22 protein-coding genes, 1 tRNA gene and 2 pseudogenes are annotated in these 22,339 nt (G+C 72.8%); 10 read left to right on the top strand and 15 right to left on the bottom strand.

Annotation, left to right across the window (positions count from 1 at the left end):
- The first annotated feature begins 97 nt into the window (after nt 1-97).
- Nucleotides 98-928, top strand: a complete 831-nt coding sequence (gene hisN / locus AC1VM9_RS13460) for a histidinol-phosphatase (RefSeq protein WP_483122992.1) — start codon at nt 98-100, stop codon at nt 926-928.
- A gap of 3 nt (nt 929-931) precedes the next feature.
- A complete protein-coding gene (locus tag AC1VM9_RS13455; RefSeq protein WP_483122991.1) occupies nt 932-1,465 on the top strand; it encodes a GNAT family N-acetyltransferase in 534 nt (177 codons plus the stop codon).
- Nucleotides 1,466-1,510: 45 nt separating this feature from the next.
- On the opposite strand, the gene AC1VM9_RS13450 is transcribed toward AC1VM9_RS13455, so the two are convergent.
- Nucleotides 1,511-2,923 carry a M16 family metallopeptidase gene (locus tag AC1VM9_RS13450; RefSeq protein ID WP_483122989.1) on the bottom strand — a complete coding sequence of 471 codons (1,413 nt, stop codon included), beginning with the start codon at nt 2,921-2,923 and terminating at the stop codon, nt 1,511-1,513.
- On the bottom strand, nt 2,920-4,227 hold the full coding sequence (locus AC1VM9_RS13445; RefSeq protein ID WP_483122987.1) for a M16 family metallopeptidase: 1,308 nt from the start codon (nt 4,225-4,227) through the stop codon (nt 2,920-2,922). The genes AC1VM9_RS13450 and AC1VM9_RS13445 overlap by 4 nt, the downstream gene beginning before the upstream one ends.
- Nucleotides 4,228-4,355: 128 nt before the next feature.
- Here AC1VM9_RS13445 and AC1VM9_RS13440 point away from each other — a divergent pair, with 128 nt between their 5' ends.
- The gene (locus tag AC1VM9_RS13440) at nt 4,356-6,059 is read left to right on the top strand and encodes an aminotransferase class V-fold PLP-dependent enzyme (RefSeq protein WP_483122986.1); all 1,704 of its coding nucleotides are present in this window, start codon (nt 4,356-4,358) and stop codon (nt 6,057-6,059) included.
- Between the two features lie 49 nt (nt 6,060-6,108).
- Here AC1VM9_RS13440 and AC1VM9_RS13435 read toward each other — a convergent pair whose 3' ends face one another.
- Nucleotides 6,109-6,300 (bottom strand): hypothetical protein, encoded by a 192-nt coding sequence (locus tag AC1VM9_RS13435; RefSeq protein ID WP_481339678.1) that lies wholly within the window; start codon nt 6,298-6,300, stop codon nt 6,109-6,111.
- 118 nt (nt 6,301-6,418) lie between these two features.
- Between AC1VM9_RS13435 and AC1VM9_RS13430 the strand changes: the two genes are divergently transcribed.
- Nucleotides 6,419-6,907, top strand: a complete 489-nt coding sequence (locus AC1VM9_RS13430; protein WP_481339808.1) for a MarR family winged helix-turn-helix transcriptional regulator — start codon at nt 6,419-6,421, stop codon at nt 6,905-6,907.
- Nucleotides 6,908-6,932: 25 nt separating this feature from the next.
- Here the strand turns inward: AC1VM9_RS13430 and AC1VM9_RS13425 are convergent, their stop codons facing one another.
- The 5 genes and pseudogenes from AC1VM9_RS13425 to AC1VM9_RS13405 form a co-directional block, all read right to left on the bottom strand.
- Nucleotides 6,933-7,265, bottom strand: coding sequence for a Rieske 2Fe-2S domain-containing protein (locus AC1VM9_RS13425; RefSeq protein ID WP_483124016.1), 333 nt, complete (start codon nt 7,263-7,265; stop codon nt 6,933-6,935).
- Between the two features lie 138 nt (nt 7,266-7,403).
- Nucleotides 7,404-7,550: pseudogene (locus AC1VM9_RS13420) on the bottom strand (hypothetical protein); the annotation flags it as partial.
- Nucleotides 7,551-7,591: 41 nt separating this feature from the next.
- Nucleotides 7,592-8,569 (bottom strand): annotated as a pseudogene (locus AC1VM9_RS13415) (NAD(P)/FAD-dependent oxidoreductase); the annotation flags it as partial.
- A gap of 114 nt (nt 8,570-8,683) precedes the next feature.
- Nucleotides 8,684-8,757, bottom strand: a tRNA-Met gene (locus AC1VM9_RS13410).
- A 188-nt stretch (nt 8,758-8,945) separates the two neighbouring features.
- Nucleotides 8,946-12,002 (bottom strand): UPF0182 family membrane protein, encoded by a 3,057-nt coding sequence (locus AC1VM9_RS13405; protein WP_483122985.1) that lies wholly within the window; start codon nt 12,000-12,002, stop codon nt 8,946-8,948.
- Between the two features lie 199 nt (nt 12,003-12,201).
- Between AC1VM9_RS13405 and AC1VM9_RS13400 the strand changes: the two genes are divergently transcribed.
- On the top strand, nt 12,202-12,750 hold the full coding sequence (locus tag AC1VM9_RS13400; RefSeq protein ID WP_483122984.1) for a PPA1309 family protein: 549 nt from the start codon (nt 12,202-12,204) through the stop codon (nt 12,748-12,750).
- A 61-nt stretch (nt 12,751-12,811) separates the two neighbouring features.
- Here AC1VM9_RS13400 and AC1VM9_RS13395 read toward each other — a convergent pair whose 3' ends face one another.
- Nucleotides 12,812-13,807: a YlbL family protein gene (locus AC1VM9_RS13395; protein WP_483122983.1), complete on the bottom strand. Its 996-nt coding sequence runs from the start codon at nt 13,805-13,807 to the stop codon at nt 12,812-12,814.
- 157 nt (nt 13,808-13,964) lie between these two features.
- Entirely contained in the window at nt 13,965-14,435 is a 471-nt protein-coding gene (locus tag AC1VM9_RS13390; protein ID WP_481341058.1) for a molybdenum cofactor biosynthesis protein MoaE, read from the bottom strand.
- Between the two features lie 116 nt (nt 14,436-14,551).
- On the opposite strand from AC1VM9_RS13390, the gene AC1VM9_RS13385 reads away from it, so the two are divergent.
- A complete protein-coding gene (locus AC1VM9_RS13385) occupies nt 14,552-16,360 on the top strand; it encodes a zinc-dependent metalloprotease (RefSeq protein WP_483122981.1) in 1,809 nt (602 codons plus the stop codon).
- On the top strand, nt 16,357-16,953 hold the full coding sequence (locus AC1VM9_RS13380; protein ID WP_483122980.1) for an NUDIX hydrolase: 597 nt from the start codon (nt 16,357-16,359) through the stop codon (nt 16,951-16,953). The genes AC1VM9_RS13385 and AC1VM9_RS13380 overlap by 4 nt, the downstream gene beginning before the upstream one ends.
- Before the next feature lie 100 nt (nt 16,954-17,053).
- Here AC1VM9_RS13380 and AC1VM9_RS13375 read toward each other — a convergent pair whose 3' ends face one another.
- Nucleotides 17,054-17,605: a M48 metallopeptidase family protein gene (locus AC1VM9_RS13375; RefSeq protein WP_481341055.1), complete on the bottom strand. Its 552-nt coding sequence runs from the start codon at nt 17,603-17,605 to the stop codon at nt 17,054-17,056.
- A 189-nt stretch (nt 17,606-17,794) separates the two neighbouring features.
- On the opposite strand from AC1VM9_RS13375, the gene AC1VM9_RS13370 reads away from it, so the two are divergent.
- The 3 genes from AC1VM9_RS13370 (at nt 17,795) to AC1VM9_RS13360 (ending at nt 20,665) form a co-directional block, all read left to right on the top strand.
- On the top strand, nt 17,795-17,956 hold the full coding sequence (locus AC1VM9_RS13370; RefSeq protein ID WP_020143053.1) for a DUF5679 domain-containing protein: 162 nt from the start codon (nt 17,795-17,797) through the stop codon (nt 17,954-17,956).
- Nucleotides 17,957-18,246: 290 nt separating this feature from the next.
- Nucleotides 18,247-19,212, top strand: coding sequence for a hypothetical protein (locus AC1VM9_RS13365; protein WP_483122978.1), 966 nt, complete (start codon nt 18,247-18,249; stop codon nt 19,210-19,212).
- Nucleotides 19,213-19,330: 118 nt separating this feature from the next.
- On the top strand, nt 19,331-20,665 hold the full coding sequence (locus AC1VM9_RS13360) for an ABC1 kinase family protein (protein ID WP_483122977.1): 1,335 nt from the start codon (nt 19,331-19,333) through the stop codon (nt 20,663-20,665).
- 37 nt (nt 20,666-20,702) lie between these two features.
- Here the strand turns inward: AC1VM9_RS13360 and AC1VM9_RS13355 are convergent, their stop codons facing one another.
- The 4 genes from AC1VM9_RS13355 to AC1VM9_RS13340 form a co-directional block, all read right to left on the bottom strand.
- On the bottom strand, nt 20,703-20,948 hold the full coding sequence (locus AC1VM9_RS13355; RefSeq protein ID WP_481345357.1) for a hypothetical protein: 246 nt from the start codon (nt 20,946-20,948) through the stop codon (nt 20,703-20,705).
- Nucleotides 20,949-21,168: 220 nt separating this feature from the next.
- The gene (locus tag AC1VM9_RS13350; protein ID WP_481341051.1) at nt 21,169-21,303 is read right to left on the bottom strand and encodes a hypothetical protein; all 135 of its coding nucleotides are present in this window, start codon (nt 21,301-21,303) and stop codon (nt 21,169-21,171) included.
- Nucleotides 21,304-21,394: 91 nt separating this feature from the next.
- Entirely contained in the window at nt 21,395-21,682 is a 288-nt protein-coding gene (locus AC1VM9_RS13345; protein WP_481341062.1) for a WhiB family transcriptional regulator, read from the bottom strand.
- Nucleotides 21,683-21,966: 284 nt separating this feature from the next.
- Complete coding sequence (locus AC1VM9_RS13340) at nt 21,967-22,227, bottom strand: hypothetical protein (RefSeq protein ID WP_481341050.1); 261 nt, start codon at nt 22,225-22,227, stop codon at nt 21,967-21,969.
- Between the last annotated feature and the right edge of the window lie 112 nt (nt 22,228-22,339).

Raw genomic sequence — 22,339 nt, 5'->3', positions numbered from 1 at the left:
GGGATGCCCGTTCTGCCGAGACGCCTCGGCACACGTCGCGGACGCCACCGCGCGACCGTTCCCACCGCGGTCGCCCGGCGCAGGCTAGGTTGACCCGGTGACCTCCTACGACGACGACCTCCGCCTGGCCCACGTGCTCGCCGACGCCGTCGAGCGCGTGACCCTGAGCCGTTTCCGCGCCGCCGACCTCGTCGTCGAGAGCAAGCCCGACCTCACGCCGGTCACCGACGCCGACCGGGCCGCCGAGGAGCTCGTCCGGTCCCAGCTCAAGCGCACCCGTCCGCGCGACGCCGTCCAGGGCGAGGAGTTCGAGACGACGGGCCACGGGCCACGGCGGTGGATCGTCGACCCCATCGACGGCACGAAGAACTTCGTCCGTGGCGTCCCGGTGTGGGCGACCCTCATCGCCCTCGTGGTCGACAACGTGCCGGTCCTCGGCGTCGTCTCCGCGCCGGCCCTCGGTCGGCGCTGGTGGGCCGCGGTCGGCAGCGGCGCCTGGACCGGCCGGTCGCTGTCGTCGGCCAAGCCGATCGAGGTGTCGCACGTGGGACGCCTCGGGGACGCGTCGCTGTCGTACTCCTCGCTCTCCGGCTGGCGGGTACGAGGGCGGCGCGACGACTTCCTCGACCTCATGGACGACTGCTGGCGCACCCGCGCCTACGGGGACTTCTGGTCCTACATGCTCGTCGCCGAGGGTGCCGTCGACATCGCCGCGGAGCCCGAGCTCGAGGTGCACGACATGGCCGCGCTCGTCGCGATCGTCGAGGAGGCCGGCGGGCGGTTCACGGGGCTGGACGGCCGACCCGGCTGCTGGAGCGGCAACGCCGTGGCGACCAACGGCCTGCTTCACGACACGGTGCTCGAGCGCATCGGCATGCCGTCCGACCGCGAGGCCGCGCGCGCGGCCTCGAACCCGGAGAACGCCTGAGCCATGGGGCTGCTCGTACGCGCGGCAGGCCCCGCCGACGTGCCCGCGCTCGCAGCGGTCGCGGCCGAGACCTTCGCCCTCGCCTGCCCGCCGGACATGACGCGCGACCGCGTCGAGGCCTTCGTCTCCGACGTGCTGTCCCCGGACCGGTTCGCCGAGTACGTCCTCGACCCGGCCCGCCACCTGCTCCTGGCCGAGGAGGACGGCACGGCCGTCGGCTACGCGATGCTCGTGGCCGGCGAGCCGTCCGACGACGACGTCCGCGCTGCGATCCGTCACCGGCCCACCGTCGAGCTGAGCAAGATCTACGTGCTCCCCTCGTCGCACGGTCGCGGTACCGCCGCTCGTCTCATGGCCGAGGCGATCGGGTGGGCACGCTCCACCGGTGCGGCCGGCATCTGGCTCGGGGTGAACCAGCAGAACGAGCGCGCCCAGCGGTTCTACGCCAAGAGCGGCTTCGAGCGCGTCGGCACCAAGCGCTTCCTCGTGGGCGGCCGGTACGAGGACGACTACGTCCTCGAGCAGCCGCTGACCTGAGCGCGGTCAGCGACGGCGTGCTCCGGCCCGTCCGGCGGGGCCTGGTCAGCGAGGCGCGTCGCGCACGACGGTGACCTCGCCGAGACCGAGGCCGCGGACGGCTTCCAGGTGCGCCTCGGCGTCACCGACGAGGACGATCGTCCAGCCGGCGCCCGGCTCCTCGCCGGTGATCCCCGCCTCCTCGGCGAACCGGCGGAACGCCGCCTCGACGCGGGCGGCGTCGACCGTCGCCAGATCGCGCAGGTTCTCGGTGGTGAAGGCCGTCGTGCGGCCGTCGAGCGCCATGCCGACGGCTTCGTCGGCGATGGTGTCGGCAGTGGCGTAACGACCCGGGGCGGTCTTGGAGATGTAGTCGACACCGGAGCGGATCTCCTTGTCGCTGAACCCCTTCCATCCGCCGCCCAGGATGTCGAGGAGCAGGCGCACGGCGTCCTCGGTCGAGTCGGACCGCACGGAGCCGGTGGTGAGGAAGAGCCCGCCGCGACGTCGGGGACGGAAGCTGGAGCGGATGCCGTAGGTGTAGCCCTTCTCCTCGCGGAGCACCGCGTCGACGCGCGCGTTCGGAGACCCGCCGAGGACGAACCCCAGCACCGGGTAGGGCGCCCAGCCGCCCTCGACCGACCGGTCGGGCCCGGGAGCCCCCACGACGAGCTCGGTCTGCACCGAACCCGGACGCGACACGAAGACGACGCGCGACCGGTCCGGGGCCAGCGTGCCCGCGGTGTCGAGGTGCCTGCCCCGTTCACGAGGCCCGTGCTGCCATCCGCCGAGGGCCGACTCGACGAGGGCGGGCACGTCGAGGCCCTCGAGGTCGCCGGCGACGACCATCGTCACACCGGCGGCGACGACGTGCTCGGCGTGGAACGCCACGACGTCGTCGCGCGTGATGGCCGCCACGGTCTCGCGGGTCCCGCCGGTGGGGCGGGAGGCGCGGTCGTCGGCGTCGTAGAACGTGCGGACGAACTCGAGGATGGCCCGGTGCGCGGCGACGGACCGCTCCTGCTCGATCTCGGCGAGCCGGGTGCGAACCTGGCGTGCCACCTCCGCGTGCGGGAACACCGGCTCGGTGAGGATCTGGCGCAGCAGGTCCAGGGCCGGCTCGAGGTTTCCCTTGACGACGTCGAGGTCGACCGACAGGCCGGCCTCGGACAGGCCGGCGCCGAACCCCACGCCCTTGCGCTCGAGCAGCCGGGCGAACTCGTCGGCGCTGTGGTGCTCGGTGCCCTCGTCGAGGGTGCGGGCCATGATCGTCGCGACGCCCTCGCGGTCCCGCGGCTCGTCCCGCAGTGATACGGGCAGGCCGAGGCGCAGCGACAGGACGTACTGGCCGGGCACGTCGTAGGTGACCAGGTGCAGGCCGTTGGGCAGGTCGTGGGTCACGGGCTCCGGGAAGGCCCAGGGCTGCGGGGCGGCGACGGCGGGTCGAGCGACGGTGGTGTCGGACGTGGGCGTGCTCATGCCGCCTCCTCCCCCTCGCCGCCTGCGGTGGCTCCCGGCTCGGCGAGGTAGCGCACGACCGCGCGAGCCTCGGGCGCGAGCCACGCGGCCGTCACGGCGCGGACCGCGTCGGGGGTCACGGCGCGGACCTGGTCGACGAACGCGTTGACGTAGCCGGCGTCACCGGTCAGCAGGGCGTGGTGGCTGATGTGGTCGGCCCGCTCCTCGATGCTGGCGAGGGCGCTGAGCCACGAGCGCTCCGTGTCGGCGACGACCGACTCCATCTCCTCGGCGTCCGGCCCCTGCTCGGCGAGGGCCGACAGCTCCTCGCAGAGCACCTCCTCGACCCGCTCGACGTCGGCGCCCTCCGCGACGTCGACGGTGAAGGCGCCCAGACCGACGCCGTCGACGAGGCCCATCGTCCAGCCCCCGACCGCGACGGCCGTCTCGTCGCGGCGCACGAGGCGCCGGATGAGGCGCGAGCTGGCCAGGCCGCCGAGCACGTCGACGGCGACCTGGCAGGCGTGGTACTCGGGCGTCGTGTCGACGGGCAGCCGGAACGCCACGTAGAGCCGGTCGTTCGGCACGTCACCGACGCGGTCGAGGCGCACCGGCGCCTCCAGCGGCGGCAGCTGCGGCCGTCTTGGCTGCTCGTGCAGCTCGATGGCCGGCAGGTGGCCGAAGTACCTCTCGGCGGCCGCGAACCCGTCCTCGGGGGTGAGGTCCCCGACGAGCGTGAGGACGGTGTTGTTGGGGCCGTAGTGGGCCCGGAAGAAGGCGTGGACGTCCTCGACCGTCGCCGCGTCGAGGTCCTCCATGGAGCCGATCGTCGGGTGGTGGTAGGGGTGGTCCTCCGGGAAGGCCGTCGCGTAGATGTCGATGAGGGCCGTGCCGTACGGGACGTTGTCGTACCGCTGGCGCTTCTCCTCCTTGACGACGTCGCGCTGGTTGTCGAGGTTCTCCTGGTTGACCGCGTCGAGCAGGTAGCCGTGCCGGTCCGCCTCGAGCCACAGGGCGAGCTCGAGGGCGCCGGTCGGGACGGTCTCGAAGTAGTTCGTGCGGTCGAACCACGTCGTCGCGTTGAGGCGGGCGCCCTCGTCCATGAGCGCCGAAAAGTGCTCTCCCGAGGCCACGTTGCGGCTGCCCTGGAACATGAGGTGCTCGAACAGGTGCGCGAACCCGGTGCGCCCGGGCGCCTCGTGGCGGGAGCCGACGCCGACCCAGAGGTTGACGGCGACGTTGGGCACGGCGTGGTCCTCGCTGACGATGACGCGCAGACCGTTGGGCAGCGTGCGCTCCGCGAGGGGATAGGAGATCGACGTCACGCGCTCGACCCTATGCGACGAGGGCGAGAGTTCGCGGGCGCCCTCGGGACCTCGCGCGACGCCGCACCCTTAGCAAACTGTGGGTTATGGTTGTGACGAATAGCATCACTTGACGCTATGGTTGGTCCATGACCGCCAGCACCACTCCGGACCCCGACCTGCTCGCGACCATCCGCGCCTCCGTCATCGGCGACGACCAGGTCATGGTCGGCCCGTACGGCCCGCGCCGCGTCACCTACGCCGACTACACGGCGTCGGGGCGGGCGCTGGGCTTCATCGAGGACTTCGTCCGCGACGAGGTCCTGCCTCGCTACGCGAACACGCACACCGAGAGCTCGGGCACCGGCCTCCAGACGACGCGGCTGCGGGAGGACGCCCGTCGGACCATCCGCGACGCCGTGGGCGGCGACGACGAGACCGTCGTCGTCTTCGCCGGCTCCGGCTGCACCGGCGCCATCGACAAGCTGGTCGGCATCCTCGGCCTCCGTGTCCCGTCCGGCTTCGAGGACCGTTGGCACGCCAGCGAGCTCGTGCCCTCCGACCAGCGCCCGGTCGTCTTCATCGGCCCCTACGAGCACCACTCGAACGAGGTCATGTGGCGCGAGTGCGTCGCCGACGTCGTCGTCATCCCCCAGGACCTGGACGGCCATGTCGACCTCGTGGTGCTGCGGGACCGGCTCCAGGAGCATGCCGACCGGCCGTTGCGCATCGGCTCCTTCTCCGCCGCGAGCAACGTCACCGGCATCGTCACCGACACCGACGCGATCTCGACGCTCCTGCACGAGCACGGCGCCCTCGCCTTCTGGGACTTCGCCGCCGCGGGACCGTACGTCGACATCGAGATGTACGGGCGCGGGGGGCGGGGCGTCGCGAGCGACCTGGCCCGCAAGGACGCCGTGTTCCTCAGCCCGCACAAGTTCATCGGCGGTCCGGCCACGCCGGGCGTCCTCGTCGTCCGGCGTGAGCTGCTCACCAACCGGGTACCCGACGTCCCGGGCGGCGGCACCGTCGCCTACGTCAACCCGGCGGCCCACGACTACCTCACCGACCCCGCCCACCGGGAGGAGGGCGGGACGCCCGCCATCGTCGAGTCGATCCGCGCCGGGCTCGTGTTCGCACTCAAGGAAGCGGTCGGCGTCGCGACGATCCGAGCCCGCGAGGACGCCTTCCTGCGCCGCGCCGCCGAGGCCTGGACCCAGGAGCCGGCCATCGAGATCCTCGGCAACCTCGACGCCGAGCGCCTGTCCATCGTCTCGTTCGTCGTGCGCTCCCCCGACGGCCCGTACCTGCACCACAACTTCGTCGTCGCCGTCCTCAACGACCTCTTCGGGATCCAGTCGCGTGGCGGGTGCTCGTGCGCGGGGCCCTACGGCCACCACCTGCTCGGCATCGACCTCGAGCGCTCGCACGAGTTCGAGCGCGAGATCGGCCGCGGCTGCGAGGGCATCAAGCCCGGATGGGTGCGCATCAACTTCAACTACTTCATCTCCGACGCCGTGGCCGACTACGTCATCGAGGCCGTCCGGCTCGTGGCCAGGGACGGCTGGCGCCTCCTCGGTGACTACTCCTTCGAGCCGGCGACGGGTCTGTGGCGACACCGCAACGGGCCCGTCGAGCCACCGCTGCGACTGCGCGACGTCCGCTTCGGCGCCGACGGCCTGGACTACCCGCGCCACACCGACCGGCTGGGCGAGGAGGCGCTGGAGCAGCACCTCGCCGATGCCCGGCAGGTCCTCGCCGAGGCCGAGCCCGTGCGGTGCGGCCCGGGCAGCGTCGACGTGGACTTCGACCACCTGCGCTGGTTCGAGCTGCCGGCCACGAGCCTGGCCTGAACCTCGGGATCCGGTCCGCCGCGCCTGCGTGGCGGGCCGGGTCAGCGGGTCAGCGCGCCTCGTCTCGTGCGGCGGCCTGCAGCGCCGCCTCGCGAGCGGCTCGTTCACGCCGCAGACGCTCCTTGGGGTCGTTGCGCTCCCCCAGCTGGGCCGGGCCGAAGAGGCTGAGGCCGAGCATCCTCAGGTTGTAGCCGAGGCGGTAGGCGAGCGACAGACGCCCGGAGCGGGGGGTTCGGGCCATGAGGACCACCTCGTGAAATCGTTCGTGCACTGATGATTAGTACACATACTATCCTGAGGTCGAGGACCGAAGGACAGGAGACATCGGCGTGACCGCACCGGACCACGACCAGCCCACCGTGCCCACCGTGCCCACCGTGCCCACCGTCGGCGCCGGTGCGTCCCACTCCCCCGACGACCTCCTGCGGCTCGACCAGCAGGTCTGCTTCGCCCTGGCGGTGGCCGCCCGCAACGTCATCGGGCTCTACCGCCCGATCCTCGAACCCCTGGGACTGACCCATCCGCAGTACCTCGTCATGCTCGCCCTGTGGGAACGGGCGCCCCTGACGGTCAAGGAGATCGGCGACCTCCTCAGCCTCGAGCCGGCCACGGTCTCACCGCTCGTCCGACGCCTCGAGGGGGCCGGGCTCGTGCGCCGCGACCCGCACCCCACGGACGACCGCGCCCTCCACGTCGGGCTGACGGAGCAGGGTCGCGAGCTTCGCCGGAAGGCCCTCGGCGTCCCGCCGCAGGTCATCGCGCGGCTCGGCATGGAGGTGTCCCAGCTCCAGGACCTGCACCGCGAGCTGAGCTCCGTCATCGCCGCCACCCGGACGGTGAAGGCCTGAGCCCGTCTCAGCGGACGACGGGCCCTCAACCACCGGAGGCCGGGGCGTGCAGGGGATGCGGCTTCAGCGGTTCGTTCGCCGGTCCCTGCAGCACCCTGCCGTCGACGGCGAACCGCGAACCGTGACAGGGACATTCCCAGGCCGTCTCCGCGTCGTTGAAGTGCACCAGGCAGCCGAGGTGGGTGCACGTGGCGGAGACCGCGGTCAGCAGGCCGTCGGCGTCGCGGTAGACGGCGCACCTCGTGCCGTCGATGCGGGTCACCGCGCCCTGGCCGAGCGGGATCTCGTCGACGGAGTCAACGTGGGAGGTGAGCCGGTCGCCGACGAAGTGGCGGGCGACCTTGGCCTGCAGCTTCACGGCTGGTCCCAGCTCGGTGAGCGGGTGCAGGCGACGGGGGTCGTACAGCGAGGCCCACGGGTTGTCGCGCTCGCAGACCAGGTCCGTGAGCAGCCGGCCGGCCAGGACGCCGCTGGCCATGCCCCACCCGCCGAAGCCCGTTGCGACCCAGGTGTTTTGCGCGCCCAGGTGGAACGGCCCGATGTAGGGCACCCTGTCCAGCGAGGTGGCGTCCTGGGCTGCCCAGCGGTAGACGACGTCGGCGGTGGGGAACTGTCCCCGGGTCCAGTCGAGGAGCTCTGCCACAGGCGGGTGACGTCGCCGTCCCCCGGTGTGAAGTGTTCGCCGGTGACGATGAGCAGCCGCCGACCGTCGTGCCAGGGGGCGCTGCGCAGCGACCGCGTGTTCTGCTCGGAGGTGATGAACAGACCCTCGGGGACCACGTCGGGCTCCACGGCGGCGGCCACGACCAGCTCACGCCGGACGGAGAGCCGGGAGAACAGCAGGGCGCGGTCGAAGACCGGGTAGTTGGTCGCCACGACCACGTGGCGAGCCGTGACGGTGGCGCCCTGCTCGGTCACGACCCGGCACGGGGAGCCCTCGGTGAGCTCGACGACCCGCGACCGCTCGTGGACCTGCGCTCCCCGGGCGACCATGTCCTCGACGAGGCCGAGCAGGTACTTGCGGGGGTGGAACTGCGCCTGCCCGTCGACGCACACGGCGCCGGCCACGGTGAAGGGCAGAGGTGTGTCGGTGGTGAAGGTGGCCGGCAGCCCGGCCCGACCGGCCGCGTCCGCCTCGGCCCTCAGCGCGTCCACCTGGGCCGGGTCCTCGACGTAGACGTAGGCGGGGCAGCGCTCTAGCTCGCACGCGATGCCCAGCTCGGCCGCGACCTGCGCCACGTGCTCGATCGCCTCTTGCTGCGACGCGGCGTAGCGAGCCGCGGCCTCGTCGCCGAGGTGCCTGGTCAGGTGGTCGTAGATGAGGGTGTGCTGGGCCGAGAGCTTGGCCGTCGTGTACCCGGTGACGCCGGCCGCGACCCGGTCGGCGTCCAGCAGCGCCACCGTGAGCCCCGCGCGGGTCAGCTCCCAGGCCGTGCTGATGCCCGCCACGCCGGCCCCCACCACGACGACGTCGACCGTGACGTCCTCGGTCAGCACGGGGTACGGCGTCCCGGGCGGCACGGTGGCGATCCAGTGCGACTCCTGGTTTCCCGGTAGCACGTCAGGTCCTCTCGACTCAGGGCAGGTGTCGGGGCGGCCCAGGCCCGGGCGTGCCCCACGGCGAGCCGTGGCCGGAGGCACCGGGGGCTCGTGCTGGTACATACCCCTTCACCGGGCGCGGGGCCGACCGCCGGCAGCACCGACCCCGGAACGACGAAAACCCCCGAACCCGAGGGTTCGAGGGTTTCCGGTGCCCTCCTGCCAGGAGGACCTGTGTAGCGGGGGCAGGATTTGAACCTGCGACCTCCGGGTTATGAGCCCGGCGAGCTACCGAGCTGCTCCACCCCGCGTCGGTATGTCTCAACCCTAGACGACGCCCCCGGGAAAGACCAAATCGGCCCTGTCGACCCGGGTGTGCACGGCCTCCACGACTGCCCGCAGCGGTGTCGTCGCCGGGGTGACGACTAGGGCGGCAGCCGAATCAGCCACTGCCCCAGTCGTTTTCGATCACGACGCCGACGGGCGTCGAAGCGTCCGCTCAGGGACGCGTCGTCGCCGTGCCCTGTGGCGACGCGGCCACGGCGCGCTCGAGGGCCTGCTTGAGGCGGGCCTGGGCCTGACCGTACGCGGCGAAGTCGCCACGCTTGAGCGCCGCCTCGCCCTCGGCGTAGGCCGCCTCGGCGTCCTTGAGGGCCTGGGCGAGAGCTGCCGCGTTCGGGGTGCCCGGCGGGGCCGGCCGTGTCGTCGTCGGGCTCGGCGTGGAGGTGCTCGTGCCCGTCGGGGTCGGGGTGCCTCCGGTGCCACCGGGGCCACCGGCCCCCGGCGTCGAGGGCGTGCCGGTCCCCGTGTCCCCGGCCGAGGCCCCGGACTCGCCGCCGAAGAGGTCGTTGAGCGCCGCGTCGAGCGAGCCCGCCCACGCGATCTTGCCGCCGAACGCCACTGCGACCGCGTTGAGCTTCGGGAAGGATCCGCTTCCGCTCGCCCGGGCCGCCTGCACGTAGATCGGCTGGACGTAGAGCAGGCCGCCGCCCACGGGCAGGGTCAGCTGGTTGCCGAAGATGACGTTGGCGCCGTTGCTGCTCGTCGTCGAGATGAACTGGGCGAGGGTCAGCTGCCGACCGAGCGACGCGTCGTTCGACGTCGTGCTCGACGTTCGCATGTCGTTGTAGACCTGGCCCGGACCGCTGACGTTGCCACCGCCCATCTCGAGCAGCCGCATCGTGCCGTAGTTCTGCGAGCGTCTGCCGTCCTGGTTGCCGGCATCGCCGTCGACGGCGAGGAAGCCCGACAGGACGTTGCGGTCACCCGTCGGCATGAACGTCGAGGTCAACGAGAAGGCCGGCGAGCTCTGGCCCGGCATCGCGAGCGAGAGGTAGTACGGCGGCTGGATGAGGTCCCCGCCGGACTGCGTCGGGTCGTCCGGCACCCGCCAGAAGTTCTGGCCGCCGTAGAAGGAGTTGGCGTCCTTGTCGTGGTACCTCTGCAGCAGCTGGCGCTGGACCTTGAAGAGGTCCTCCGGGTAGCGCAGGTGCTCCATGAGCGAGCCCTTGATGTCCGACATCGGCTTGACGACACCGGGGAAGATCGACATCCAGGCCTTGAGCACCGGGTCCTGGTCGTCCCACTGGTAGAGCGTCACGGAGCCGTCGTACGCGTCGACGGTGGCCTTGACCGAGTTGCGGACGTAGTTGACCTGGCCGCCCTGCACGGCGCGGACCGCGGTGCGCGTGCTGGTGACGGCGTCCTCGGTGGCCGTGTCGAGCGTCGTCATCTCCGAGTACGGGTAGTTCGCCGAGGTGGTGTAGCCGTCGAGGATCCACAGGACGCGGCCGTCGACGACCGCGGGGTAGGCGTTGCCGTCGAGGGTCAGCCACGGCGCGACGCGCTGCACCCGCTCCCGCGGCGTCCGGTAGTCGAGGATGCGCGAGTCGTTGGTCACGGCGTCGGACAGGAGGAAGTTGATCTCCCGGTACTTGACGGCGTACGCGAGGCGGCGGAGCGCGTCGAGCTGGACGCCGCCCGTGCCCTGGTAGGCGTAGGTGATCTGGCCGGTGCCCTTGGGGTCCGGGTAGTCGAACTCCTTCTTGCCGCCGCCGACGATCGAGTAGTCGGGCGAGTACTCGCCGAAGTAGATGCGCGGCTCGTACTTGCCGAGCGCGCCCTCGGTGCCGATCTGCGACTCGAAGAAGGTCGGCTCGCCGTCCGAGTCGCGGGTGTTGCCCTTCGCCGCGACGACGCCGTAGCCGTGGGTGTACACGGTGTGGTCGTTGAGCCAGTTCCGCTGCAGGTCGGGCACGCCGTTGAGGTCCAGCTCTCGGGCCGCGATGACGGTGTCCTGCAGCTTGTCGTCGAGCCGGTAGCGGTCCACGTCGAGGACGTCGGCGAACTGGTAGTAGCCCTTGCTCGCCTCGAGCTGTTTGAAGGTCGGGCTGACGATGTTCGGGTCGATGAGGCGGATGCCGGGAACCGTCGCGGCGTCACCGCGCAGCTGCCCGGGGGCTGCGACCGTCTTCGTGTCGTACGCCTCGACCTTGATCTTGTCGAAGCCGTACGCGGCCTGGGTGGCGTCGATGTTGCGCTGGATGTACGTCACCTCGAGCGACTTCTCGGAGGGGCGCACCTTGAGCGACTGGATGAGCGCCGGGTAGATGCCCCCGACGGCGACGACGATGACGGCGAGCACGGCGACGCCGACGACGGGCAGGCGCCAGGACCGGGTCCAGATGACCGTGAGGAACATCAGGGCGCACATGACGGCCGCGAGCGCGAGGATGCCCTTGGTCGGGATGTCGGCGTGCGCCTGGGTGTACTGGATGCCGGTGATCTTCGTCGACTGCGCCGTCGCGAGGTTGTACCGGTCGACCCAGAACGCGACCCCGCGCACGAGGACGAGGACCGCGGTGATGACGGACAGGTGGACGCGGGCCGCCTGCGTCGAGCGCATCTTCTGACTCGCGACGATGCCCCCGTAGAGGTAGTGCGTGAAGGCCGCGGTGATGAAGCCGATGACGAGGATCATCGTCAGGAAGGCGATGACGAAGTTGATCCACGGCAGGTCGAAGACGAAGAAGCCGACGTCGAGGTGGAACTCGGGGTCCTGGCTGCCGAAGGGGGTTCCGTTGCGCCACAGGAGGAAGGTGTCCCACTGCGTCGCTGCCGACAGACCGGCGAACAGGCCGATGGCGAGCGGCGCGGCGACCGTGGCGGTGCGGCGCATCGGCTCGACGAGCTGCCGGTAGTGCTCCATGGCCTGCGTGTCGGGTGACGGCGCGTAGATGGGTCGGGTTCGGAAGGCGATGTGGATGCTCGACCACACGACCGCGGCCGTGAGCAGGCCGCCGACGACGCCGAGGACGGTCTTGGTGACGAGCTGGGTCGTGAAGACCGAGGAGAAGGAGACCGACTGGTACCAGAGCACCTCGGTCCAGAACTGGGCCGCGATGGCCAGGACGACGACGAGGGCGCCCGCGACGACGAGCGCCGTGACCAGGGGGCGCCGCGCGGGCGGCAGTGTCGCGCCGTCCGGGCGCCGCGGTGGGCCGGCGTCGTCGTCGTCGAAGTTGCGCGGAGGGGGACCGAAGTTGCTGTCGCTCACGTGGAGTTGCCTCGGGTGCTGGGGCGGGCGGGGGGTCCGGCGGGTTCGGCTCCGCCGACGGGGCGGGCGGTGCCGCCAGCCAAACCATAACCCGCGGACCGGTGCGGTCCGCCGGGCCGATACCGCACCGTGACTCGGGCGTCGATGCGGCGCCTCCGTCGACCCCCGCCTCGGGTCCGACGTCGGGGCCGGCGGGACGATGCGGCAGCATGGACGCGTGGACCCGCAGCCCGTCATCGACCCCCTTGCCGTCGCCGCCCTCGACACCGAGCGTCACGTCGCCGCCGGCGGCTGGGACCAGCCGGCCCGGCTCTTCGCCCTGGTGCGCACCTCGGACCTGCTCGAGCGTGAGCCGCAGCTGCGCGCCGGCATGGGTCCGGCCGATCTCGCCGACGGGGCGCTGACCGCCATCGAACAGGACGGCCTGCCCCGGACGAGCTCGCTCGAGACGCTGCTCGGCCGGATCGCCTGGCCCGCCGAGGTCGCCGGCTGCGCCTTCGCCATCGAGCGGATGGTCGTGCCGCCCGAGGCCGAGCGCGACCTGCCGAGCCGCTCGGCCGACGCCGTCGAGGCGCTCGCCTCGCACCCGGACCGCAAGGACGTGCGGCTCGTCGTCGCGGTGCTGCGGGACGGTTCCTCGATCTGCCTGCTGCGCCAACGGGACCACGACTCCGACGACGCCGTGGCCACCGGTCGCGACATCGCGCCCGGACTCGTCGAGGCCCTGCGCGCCACCCTCTCGGACTGAGCGAGGCGCCCGCCCGGCCGAACCGGCCCCCTGTCCCGGTGGGGCGGTGCTCCGTCCGGGGTCAGCAGTGCGGCAGGGAGCCCGTCTTGTCCTTCGCGATCGCCTCGACGGCGTCGCGGGCCTGGTCGAACGTCGAGACCTTGACGACCTGCAGCCCGTCGGGCACGTGGGCGACGACCTCGTCGCAGTTGCCCGCCGGCGCCAGGAACCAGGTGGCGCCGTCGGCGCGGGCCCCCGCCAGCTTCTGGCGGATGCCGCCGATCGGCCCGACGTTGCCGTCGTCGTCGATGGTGCCGGTGCCGGCGATCTGGTGGTTGCCCGCGAGCGCGCCCGGCGTCAGCTTGTCGTAGATGCCGAGGCTGAACATGAGGCCCGCCGACGGGCCCCCGATCGAGCCGGCATCGATCTTCACCGTGGCGGGGAAGTCGTGCGCGAGGCTGAGGATGACCCCGAGCGCCGTCCGGCCGCCCTGCCCCTCGATGGTCGGGACGGTCACGGTGACGTCCTTGCCGCCGCGCGACACCGTCAGCTCGATGCTCTCGCCCGGTCGACGCTGCTGGAGCGCGGTGCGGACGTCGTCGGCCGACGTGATCTCGGTGCCGCCGACACGCAGGATCCGGTCCTTGGGCTGGAGCAGGTCCTTGGCCCTGGACTGGTCGGTCAGCTGGGCGATGACGATGTGGGTCGGTACGACCTTGCCGATGGCGCGCAGGGCGACCGCGGTGGCCTCCTCCTGCGACCCGGCCATCTGGACGGCGTTCTCCTCGGCGACCTGCTCCTCGCTGACCTGCGGGTCGAAGACGTCGTCGACCGGGTACACGTCGCGGGTCGGGTCGATCCACGCCCGCAGGACGTCCCACGCGTCGACCGGGTAGCCGGGCCCGCCCTCGACGCGGACGGTGGTGAACCGCAGCGCCCCGTCGGTCGGGTAGGTGGGCAGGCCGGTCACCGAGATGATCGGCGTCTTCTTGCCGTCGGAGGAGACGCCGAGGGTGTCCTGCGTCGGACCGGGGCTCATGACCGCGTACGGCAGGTGCACGAGGGACCCGATGACCATCGCGACGAGGAAGGCGAAGAAGAGGCCGAGGACCGCCTTGTTCCCCGGGTCAGCCGACCGTCGTCGCCGTGGCGGGGGTCGTGGACACCCGGGACGGACGCGCGGGGCACGGGCGGGTACGTGCCGGGCTGCTGGTCCGGCACGCGTCGGATCGTCCTCACGGCAGACCGACCCACTCGTCGGCGCCGTCGGTGAACTGCTGGTGCTTCCAGATCGGCACGCCGGCCTTGAACTCGTCGATGAGGGCCCGGCACACCTCGAAGGCCTCGCCGCGGTGCTCGGCGCTGACCCCGACGACGACCGCGAGGTCGCCGACCTCGAGGTGGCCGACGCGGTGGACGACCGCGATCCGCACGACCCGACCGTCCGCGGCGTGCTTCTCGGCGAGCGCGCGGGCGACCTCGGCGGCCTGCGGGTGTGCCGTGTAGTCGAGGTGGCTGACGCCCCTGGCGTGCTCGCCCGTGCCGCCGCCCTCACCCGCGGCCCCGGCCGGGCGGTCGTGGTCACGGACGGTGCCGATGAACAGGCACGTGCCGCCGGCGCGCGGGTCGGACACGCTCGCGAGCACCTCGTCGACCGACAGAGGTGACTCGCGGATCTCGGCAAGGGTGACCGTCACGCGCGCCATCGTATGCTGCCGGGCCGCGCCCTCGCGTCCGGTCGCCGCGACCACGGGGGAACCAACCCGACCGGTCCGTGGTTGTCTTGGAGAGACAACCGACAGCGGCGATGGGGATGAGCAGGATGGCCGACGACCGAGGTTCCCGGCGGGACGACGGACACGACGACGAACGCGACGACGAGCAGGACGGACCCGACGCCGGGCAGTCCGGCGGTCGGGCGGACGCGGGTGACGAGGCAGGCGGCTCGGCCGGTGCCGAGACGGGTCACCCGAGCGGTGACGCGGCGTCCAGCGGCGACCCGACGGTGCCGTCGATGCCGTCGATGCCGTCGGTGCCCTCCGACCCCTCGGGGCTCTTCGGGGCGGACAGCCCGTTCGGGCTGCCGCTGCGTCGCCCCGGGGGCGGCGACGTGCCCCCCGCCGACATCGGCGCGATGCTCGAGCAGGTCCTCGGCGAGGCTGCCGGCAACCCCGAGCTCGCGGAGGCGATGCGCAGCATGGGCGTCGACCTCACCGACCCGGCGACCCAGGCCGCGATGCGGGCCCAGCTCGGCACGTTCATGGCCGCCCAGCAGTCCCCGACCGGCTCGCGCGACCTCGCCACCGACGTCGCCCGCAAGCACGTGCTGGCGGGTGAGGGCAACGACGTGCACGACGACGCGGCGTCCCGCGCGGTCGTCGACGCCGTGTCCGTCGCCTCCCTGTGGCTCGACGAGCAGACCACCCTGTCGACGCCGGCCTGGCGTGCCACCGGCCTGAGCCGCGCCGAGTGGGTCGAGGCGACGATGCCGCGCTGGTTCGACCTCATCGAGCCGGTCTCGGACGGCGTCACGGCGGCGACGTCCGACGCGCTGCGCAAGCAGGTCGGCGAGCTCGGGCCCGAGGCGTTCGGTGACGCGCTGCCGCCCGGTCTGCCGGCCGGCTTCGACCCGCGGGCCATGGTGGAGCAGTGGGCGCCGATGCTCGGCAACCTCAGCCGCCAGATGTTCTCGGCCCAGCTCGGCCAGGCCGTCGGCACGCTCGCGACGGAGGTCGTCAGCGGTACCGAGGTCGGGCTGCCCCTGACCGAGCCCGGGGTCGTCGCGCTGCTGCCCGGCAACGTCGCCGCGCTCGCCGATTCCCTCGAGATCGACATCGCCCAGGTGCGCCTCTACCTCGCGGTGCGCGAGGCTGCGCGCGTCCGGCTGTTCGCCGAGGTGCCGTGGCTCGGCCCACAGCTGCTGTCGGCGGTGTCGGACTACGCGCGCAACATCACCATCGACACCGACGCCATCGAGTCGGCGCTCTCGACGATCGACCCCTCGGACCCCGAGGCGCTGCGAGCCGCCTTGCAGGGCAACCTGTTCCGGCCCCAGCCGACGGCCGCCCAACAGGCGGCGCTCGACCGGCTCGAGACCCTCCTCGCGCTCGCCGAGGGCTGGGTCGACCACGTGACGGACCGCGCCACCTCGCGCCACCTGCCGCAGTCGGCGGCGCTCGCCGAGACGATCCGTCGGCGTCGCGTCGGGGGCGCCGCCCAGAAGACGTTCGCCGGGCTCGTCGGCCTCGAGCTGCGCCCGCGCCGGCTGCGCGACGCGGCCAACCTCTGGGCCGCGCTCGAGGACGCGGGCGGGGCGTCGCTGCGTGACGGTCGCTGGGCCCACCCGGACCTCGCCCCCACCTCACGCGACCTCGACGACCCGATCGGCTTCGTCGAGCGGGTGCGCGGTGGGTCGGCCGGCGTCGGCGGGGCCGGTGACGCCGGTGGTGCCGGCGAGCTCGGCGACCTCGACTCCGTGCTGCGCGACATCCTCGAGGACGCCGAGCGCGAGCGGGGCCGCGGTGCCCGACCGGGCTCCGCCGGAGAGGCCGATGACTCCAGTGGCTCCAGTGGCTCCGGTGACTCCGGTGACTCGGGCGATCCCGGGGACCTCCCCGGTCCGCCGCGGTGACCCGGACGGACAGCGGCGCGGCACGTCGCGGGGTCGGCGACGCGTGGCTGCGGCTGCGTGCCGACGCGATGGCGCGCCTGGAGTCGTGGCAGGCGCCCGACGCTGCCCAGGAGCGTCTCCGGGTCGAGTTCCTCGACCATCTGGCCGCGAACACCGACGCCATGAGCAAGCAGGGACCACCGGCGCACCTGACCGGCAGCGTCGTCGTCCTCGACGACGAGGGCGCGCGCACCCTGCTCACGCACCACCGGCGCGCCCTGGCGTGGTTCCAGCTCGGCGGTCACTACGAGGAAGGCGACGCGTCGGTGTGGCACGCCGCCTGCCGCGAGGCCACCGAGGAGTCCGGCATCGACGCCCTCACCGTCCTGCCCGGCATCGTCCACCTGGACCGGCACGCCCTCGTCGGCGACTTCGGGTCGTGCCGCGAGCACCTCGACATCCGCTTCGCGGCCGTCGTGCCGCGTGGCGCCCGGGCCAGGGTCAGCGACGAGTCGCTCGACGTGCGCTGGTGGCCGGTCGAGGCGCTGCCGGAGGGGACCCGGGACGAGCTGCGTCCCCTCGTCGAGGCCGGGAGGCGCGCCCTGCGCGGCTGACGCTTCGGCCGCCGGGCACGGCACGGGCACGCGGCGCCGGGTGGCCGAAGGCTCCGGGGACACGGAGAGCACCGCGGCAACCGCGGACACCGGCGTCGGTTCAGTCGTCGCTGAGGTCCAGCCCCGCCGCGGCGGAGACGCCCTGCAGGTAGCCCCGCGCCCGCTCCAGGCGCGGATAGCCCTCGAGGAGCGCCCAGAACTGCGGCCCGTGGCCGGGCTGGAGCAGGTGGGCCAGCTCGTGGAGGAGCACGTAGTCGACGACCCAGGACGGCATGCCGTGCAGCTTGTCGGACAGGCGGATCGTGCCGTCGGCAGGTGTGCACGAGCCCCAGCGAGACGCCTGGTTGCCGACCCAGCGCACGCTCGAGGGCACCGCGCGGCCGCCGAGGTGGTCGCGGGACAGCTCGAGGGCCCGACGCTCGAGGTCGGTGTCGCTGCGCTGCCGGCGCCGTTCCGACGCGGCGACGCGCGCCACCATCGTGCGCACCCACTCCCCCTCCTCCGCCCGGCTCATCCGGGCCGGGACGAGGACGACGAGGCGTCCTTCCTGCCGGTAGGCCGAGACGGTGCGACGGCGACGCGGGCTGCGGCGGACCTCGACGGCGACACCGTCGACCACCGTGTGCACCACCTCGCGGGACGCCACTGCCATAGGGGCAGGCTAGGCCAGCACACCGACAGCCGCCCGCAGCACGGCGCGGACGCGCTGGAGCAGGGGGCTGTACCGCATCGCCGACGCGCGCGCCCAGCGGGGGATGAGCATGATTTCGTGCTCAGCGTGCTCTAGGGTTGCAGGAGTCGAGGCGCCCGTCGGATGGGCGCCAGCTACAAGGAGACACCAATGGCTGACGAGACCTACAAGGGCGAGTTCTACTGCGTGAAGTGCAAGGAGAAGCGCGAGGCCGAGGGCAAGGTTGTCGTGTCCGACAACGGTCGCCGCATGGCCAAGGGACAGTGCCCCGTGTGTGGCACGAACCTCAACCGCATTCTGGGCAAGGCCTGACCAGGTCGCGACGGCGTCGCTGACGCCGTGTGACGAGGGGCGGGACCCGACGGGTCCCGCCCCTCGTGCGTGCCGAGCCTCGTGCGTGCCGAGCCTCGTGCGTGCCGAGCCTCGTGCGTGCCCTGCCTCGTGCCTGCCGGGCCTCGTGCCTGCCGAGCCTGCCGGCCGGGAACGCGGTCCCGGGCCTGTGGACGACCCGCTCGTGGCCCGCTCGCGGCCTGCCAGCCTGAGCGGGTCCGGACCTCGCCCGCCGAGGACCGGCGTCGCCGCTCGACCCGCCTGGAGGCCCGATGTCCTCGTTCCCGGTCCCCGACCGTCCTCGCCTGCCCGCCTGGCTGCGGCCGTACGTGCGGCGTCCCGGCGAGATCCAGTTCGGCCTCCTGCCGGGGGCACCCGTCGTCGAGGGCGTCACACCCGCCGAGGCGAGCCTCCTCGCGGGCCTCGACGGGTCGCTGACGAGCGACCAGACCTACGCCGTGGCGGCCGGCGCCGGGGTGGCCCGCCGCCGCTGGCGTGACGTGCTCGCACTCGCGGCGTCGCTCGGCGTGCTCGTCGAGGCCTCCGCCGCGTCCGGGTCGCCGGCGTCCGTGCGCCGGCCGGGCCGTCCCGCCCTGCGGCAGCCGACGGCCCGGCGGCGGGTCCTCGTGGACGGGGACACGTCGCTGGCCTCCGACGTCGCGGCCGCGTTGCGCGACGCCGGTGCCGGCCTCGTCGTCAGCGACCGGTCCGACGTCGACCTGGCCCTCGCCGAGCCCGCCCGCGACGCGCCCGCGCTCGTCGTCCTCGTCGGCGCGCCTCTCGTCGACCCCCGTCGCGGCGACGTGTGGCTGGCGCACGGCGTGGCGCACCTGCCGGTCAGCGGTGCGGGCCCGTCCGCGACGGTGGGTCCGCTCGTTGCGGCCGACGGGTCCGGGCCGTGCCTGTGGTGCCTCGAACGGCACCGCACCGACCGCGACGACGCCTGGCCCACGGTCCTCACCCAGGCGATGCGGCACGACGACGCGGCGCCGGCGGGCACCACGGTCACCGGCCGGTCGCCCTGGCGCGAGCCCCTCGCACCCGGACTGTCCCAGCTCGTCGCGGGTGCGGTGACCCTGCTAGCCGGACGCGTCGTGCGAGGGGACGCCCTGCCCGGCGGCGTCTCCGTCGAGGTCGCCGTGCCCTGGCCGCGGATGGACCACCGACGCTGGAGCCCGCACCCGCTGTGCAGGGCCCACCCGCAGGCGCGGACCCCGACGGACCGGTGCTCGGCCTGAGGGCTGGGGCCCAGGCGTCCGTCCGTGCCGCGAGACCGAAACATCTAGAGTCGGGGCAGGGCCTGCCGACCGACGGGCCCAGCCGTGCTGGAGGACGCGTCGAAGGAGGGTGTGCCCGGTGACCGACCTGCCGCGCAAGGCCGTCGTGCGCTCGGCCAAGCTCGCCTCGGTGCCCCTCGGCTTCGCCGGCCGCACCGCACTCGGCCTGGGCAAGCGTCTCGGGGGCCGCCCCGCAGAGGTCGTCACCGCCGAGCTGCAGGCCCGCACCGCCCAGCAGCTGTTCCAGGTGCTCGGCGAGCTCAAGGGTGGCGCGATGAAGTTCGGCCAGGCGATGTCGATCTTCGAGGCGGCCCTGCCCGAAGACCTCTCGGGCCCCTACCGCGCCATGCTGACCAAGCTGCAGGACAGCGCCCCACCGATGCCGACGAGCTCTGTCCACGGCGTGATGCGCACCAGCCTCGGCCCACGCTGGCGCAGCCGGTTCGTCTCCTTCGACGACCACCCCGTGGCGTCGGCGTCCATCGGCCAGGTGCACCGGGCGGTCTGGAGCGACGGCCGCGAGGTGGCGGTCAAGATCCAGTACCCCGGCGCGGGCGCGGCCCTCATGAGCGACCTGCGCCAGATCTCGCGGGTGGCGCGGATGGCGGCGGGGTGGGTGCCGGGGATCGAGCTCGGACCGATCCTCGACGAGCTGCGCGAGCGGATGGCCGAGGAGCTGGACTACCGCCTCGAAGCGCGGTCCCAGCAGGCGTTCGCGGCGGCCTTCCGGGACGACCCCGAGTTCGCGGTGCCCGACGTCGTCGAGGGCGCCGAGCACGTCATCGTCTCCGAGTGGCTCGAGGGGCTGCCGCTGTCGCGGATCATCGACTCCGGCACGCGGGAGCAGCGCGACGCCGCGTCGCAGCTCTACCTCGAGTTCCTCCTCGCCGGACCGGCCCGGGCGGGACTGCTCCATGCCGACCCGCACCCGGGGAACTTCCGCATCACGCCCGACGGGCGCCTCGGCGTCATCGACTTCGGCGCCGTCAACCGGCTGCCCGGGGGCATGCCGCCCGAGATCGGCCCGCTGCTCACGACCGGTCTGCGCGGCAGCGCCGAGGAGGTGCTCGAGGGCCTGCGCCGGCTCGGCTTCGTCCGTTCGGGCATCGACATCGACCCCGAGCGGCTGCTCGACTACCTCGAGCCTTTCATGGCGCCGTTCCGCACCGACGAGTTCACGTTCAGCCGGGAGTGGCTGCGGGGCGTCTTCGCCCACATCAACGACCCTCGCCAGCCGAACTACGCGGTGGCCTTCAAGCTCAACCTGCCCCGGGAGTACCTGCTCATCCACCGGGTCTGGGGCGGCGGCATCGGCGTCCTCTCGCAGCTCGGGGGCACCGTCCGCGGGCGTGAGGCCGTCGACGAGCTGCTGCCCGGCGCCGACCTGCCGCCGATCGACGACGCGGACGCTTAGGCGGGCACCGGCTGCGTCGCGGTCCCGGCGCGCGGCCTCACCACCACGCGGGGTCGAGCTTGCTCTCGATCGAGCGGAGGTGCTCGCGGCTGCAGGCCTCGCACGTCCACGTCGTACGGCCGCGTTCGGTGCCCCGGCCCCAAGACAGGAGGGCGGCGGCACGGGCGGGGCCGGAGGCGACCCGTCCGCACGAGCCGCACACGAGGGCGGCTTCTGCCGGGTCGGGGTCGGTGCTGGGTGTGGCCGCCGTGTTCTGCGCGGCGTCGGTGCTCGAGGTGGCCATGGGGGTCTCCCTTCTCCTCACTTCGAGTATCCGCCGCTGGCGCGTGTCGTGTGGGCACCACGCCCAGAACCAGGACCTCACACCGGCGACGGCGCCGAGGTCCCGACGGTCACCGGCCGGGGACGCGAAACCGCGGGTGACGTTCGCGTCACCCGCGGCTCGCTCACTCGGTTCGGTTGTGGGGTACTGGCCGTGACGTCCCGCTCCTGCGGGACCAGCGTCACTTCTCGTGGTGGCGTCGACTGGCGCGGATCTCCTGCGCGATCAGCCGGGCGCTGCGACGGATGCCGCTGCGCTCCGAGCGCTGACTGCGCTGGTTGATCCGGTCGCGAGCCAGCATCTCGAGCTGGTTCATGACGGTCTCCTCGTCTGGGAAGAAAGTGGGTGGTCGTGTCGTGGTCGGTGGTCCGGCTGGCCATGTGGATCGCGGTGCGTCACAACGGAGCTCAGGCGGCCACGGGGTGCTTGCGCGGACGGCCGCGGGGTCGCTTCCTCGCGACGACGGCGCCCTGGACGAGCAGCTGCCCGCCCCAGACACCCCACGGCTCCTGGCGCTCGAGGGCACCGGCGAGGCACTGGACCCGCGCCGGGCAGAGCCCGCAGAGGGTCTTGGCGAACTCGACGTCCTCGGGGCGCTCGGCGAACCAGAGCTCGGCGTCGTAGTCGCGGCAGGGGATGGTCTCCCCGACCTGCTGGGCCTCGGTGCCGAGGTCGAGCATCTCGCTCAGCTGCATCGTTCTCACCTCCGTCTCCTGCACGGTCGTCGTCGACCGTTGCGTCTCACTCGTCTCTGTCCTGGCCCGAAGGCCGGCACCCGTGGTGCGGCTCTCGGTCCTGCTGCTCGGCATCCGGGGAGTCATGTGGGTTCCCTGATCTGTCTGGCACCGGTGGGTGCTGCTGGTGATGGCTGACCGTGTGGCTGTGGTCGGGTGGAGCGGCATTCGGCTGTGAGAAACGACAAAGGCCGCGAACCCGGTGATGTCGGGTTCGCGGCCTGGAGGTGAGGCTCGGTCTGTGTCTAGACCGGTGGCCTCCCAGAGCGGGAGCGAGCGACATCGATGGTCTTGTAGTCCGGGTCGAACGTGCGGGCGGCGGCCGGGACGAGTCCCTCGACGAGGGAGCCGGCACCGGCGACACCGCGGCCCTGACGGGCGGCGAAGGACACAGTGGTCCCCTCGCCCTGAGCACGGTTGTCCGCCATGAGGATCTGGCCGACCGGACGCAGACGCACGGAAAGAACGCAGGACACTGCGTTCGTCGTCATCGTGGTGATGTCCATCAGGTCAACCCTCCTCACTGTGGCTCGCGGTCCCCGACCGGCCACCTGGGCCGTCGGGCTTGACGTCGTCAAGGGTACGCGGGCCCCGAGCGACCGAACAACTGATTTATCG

Source organism: Monashia sp. HAY1-11D (assembly GCF_056868035.1).
This window is presented reverse-complemented; position numbering and strand designations above follow the sequence as displayed.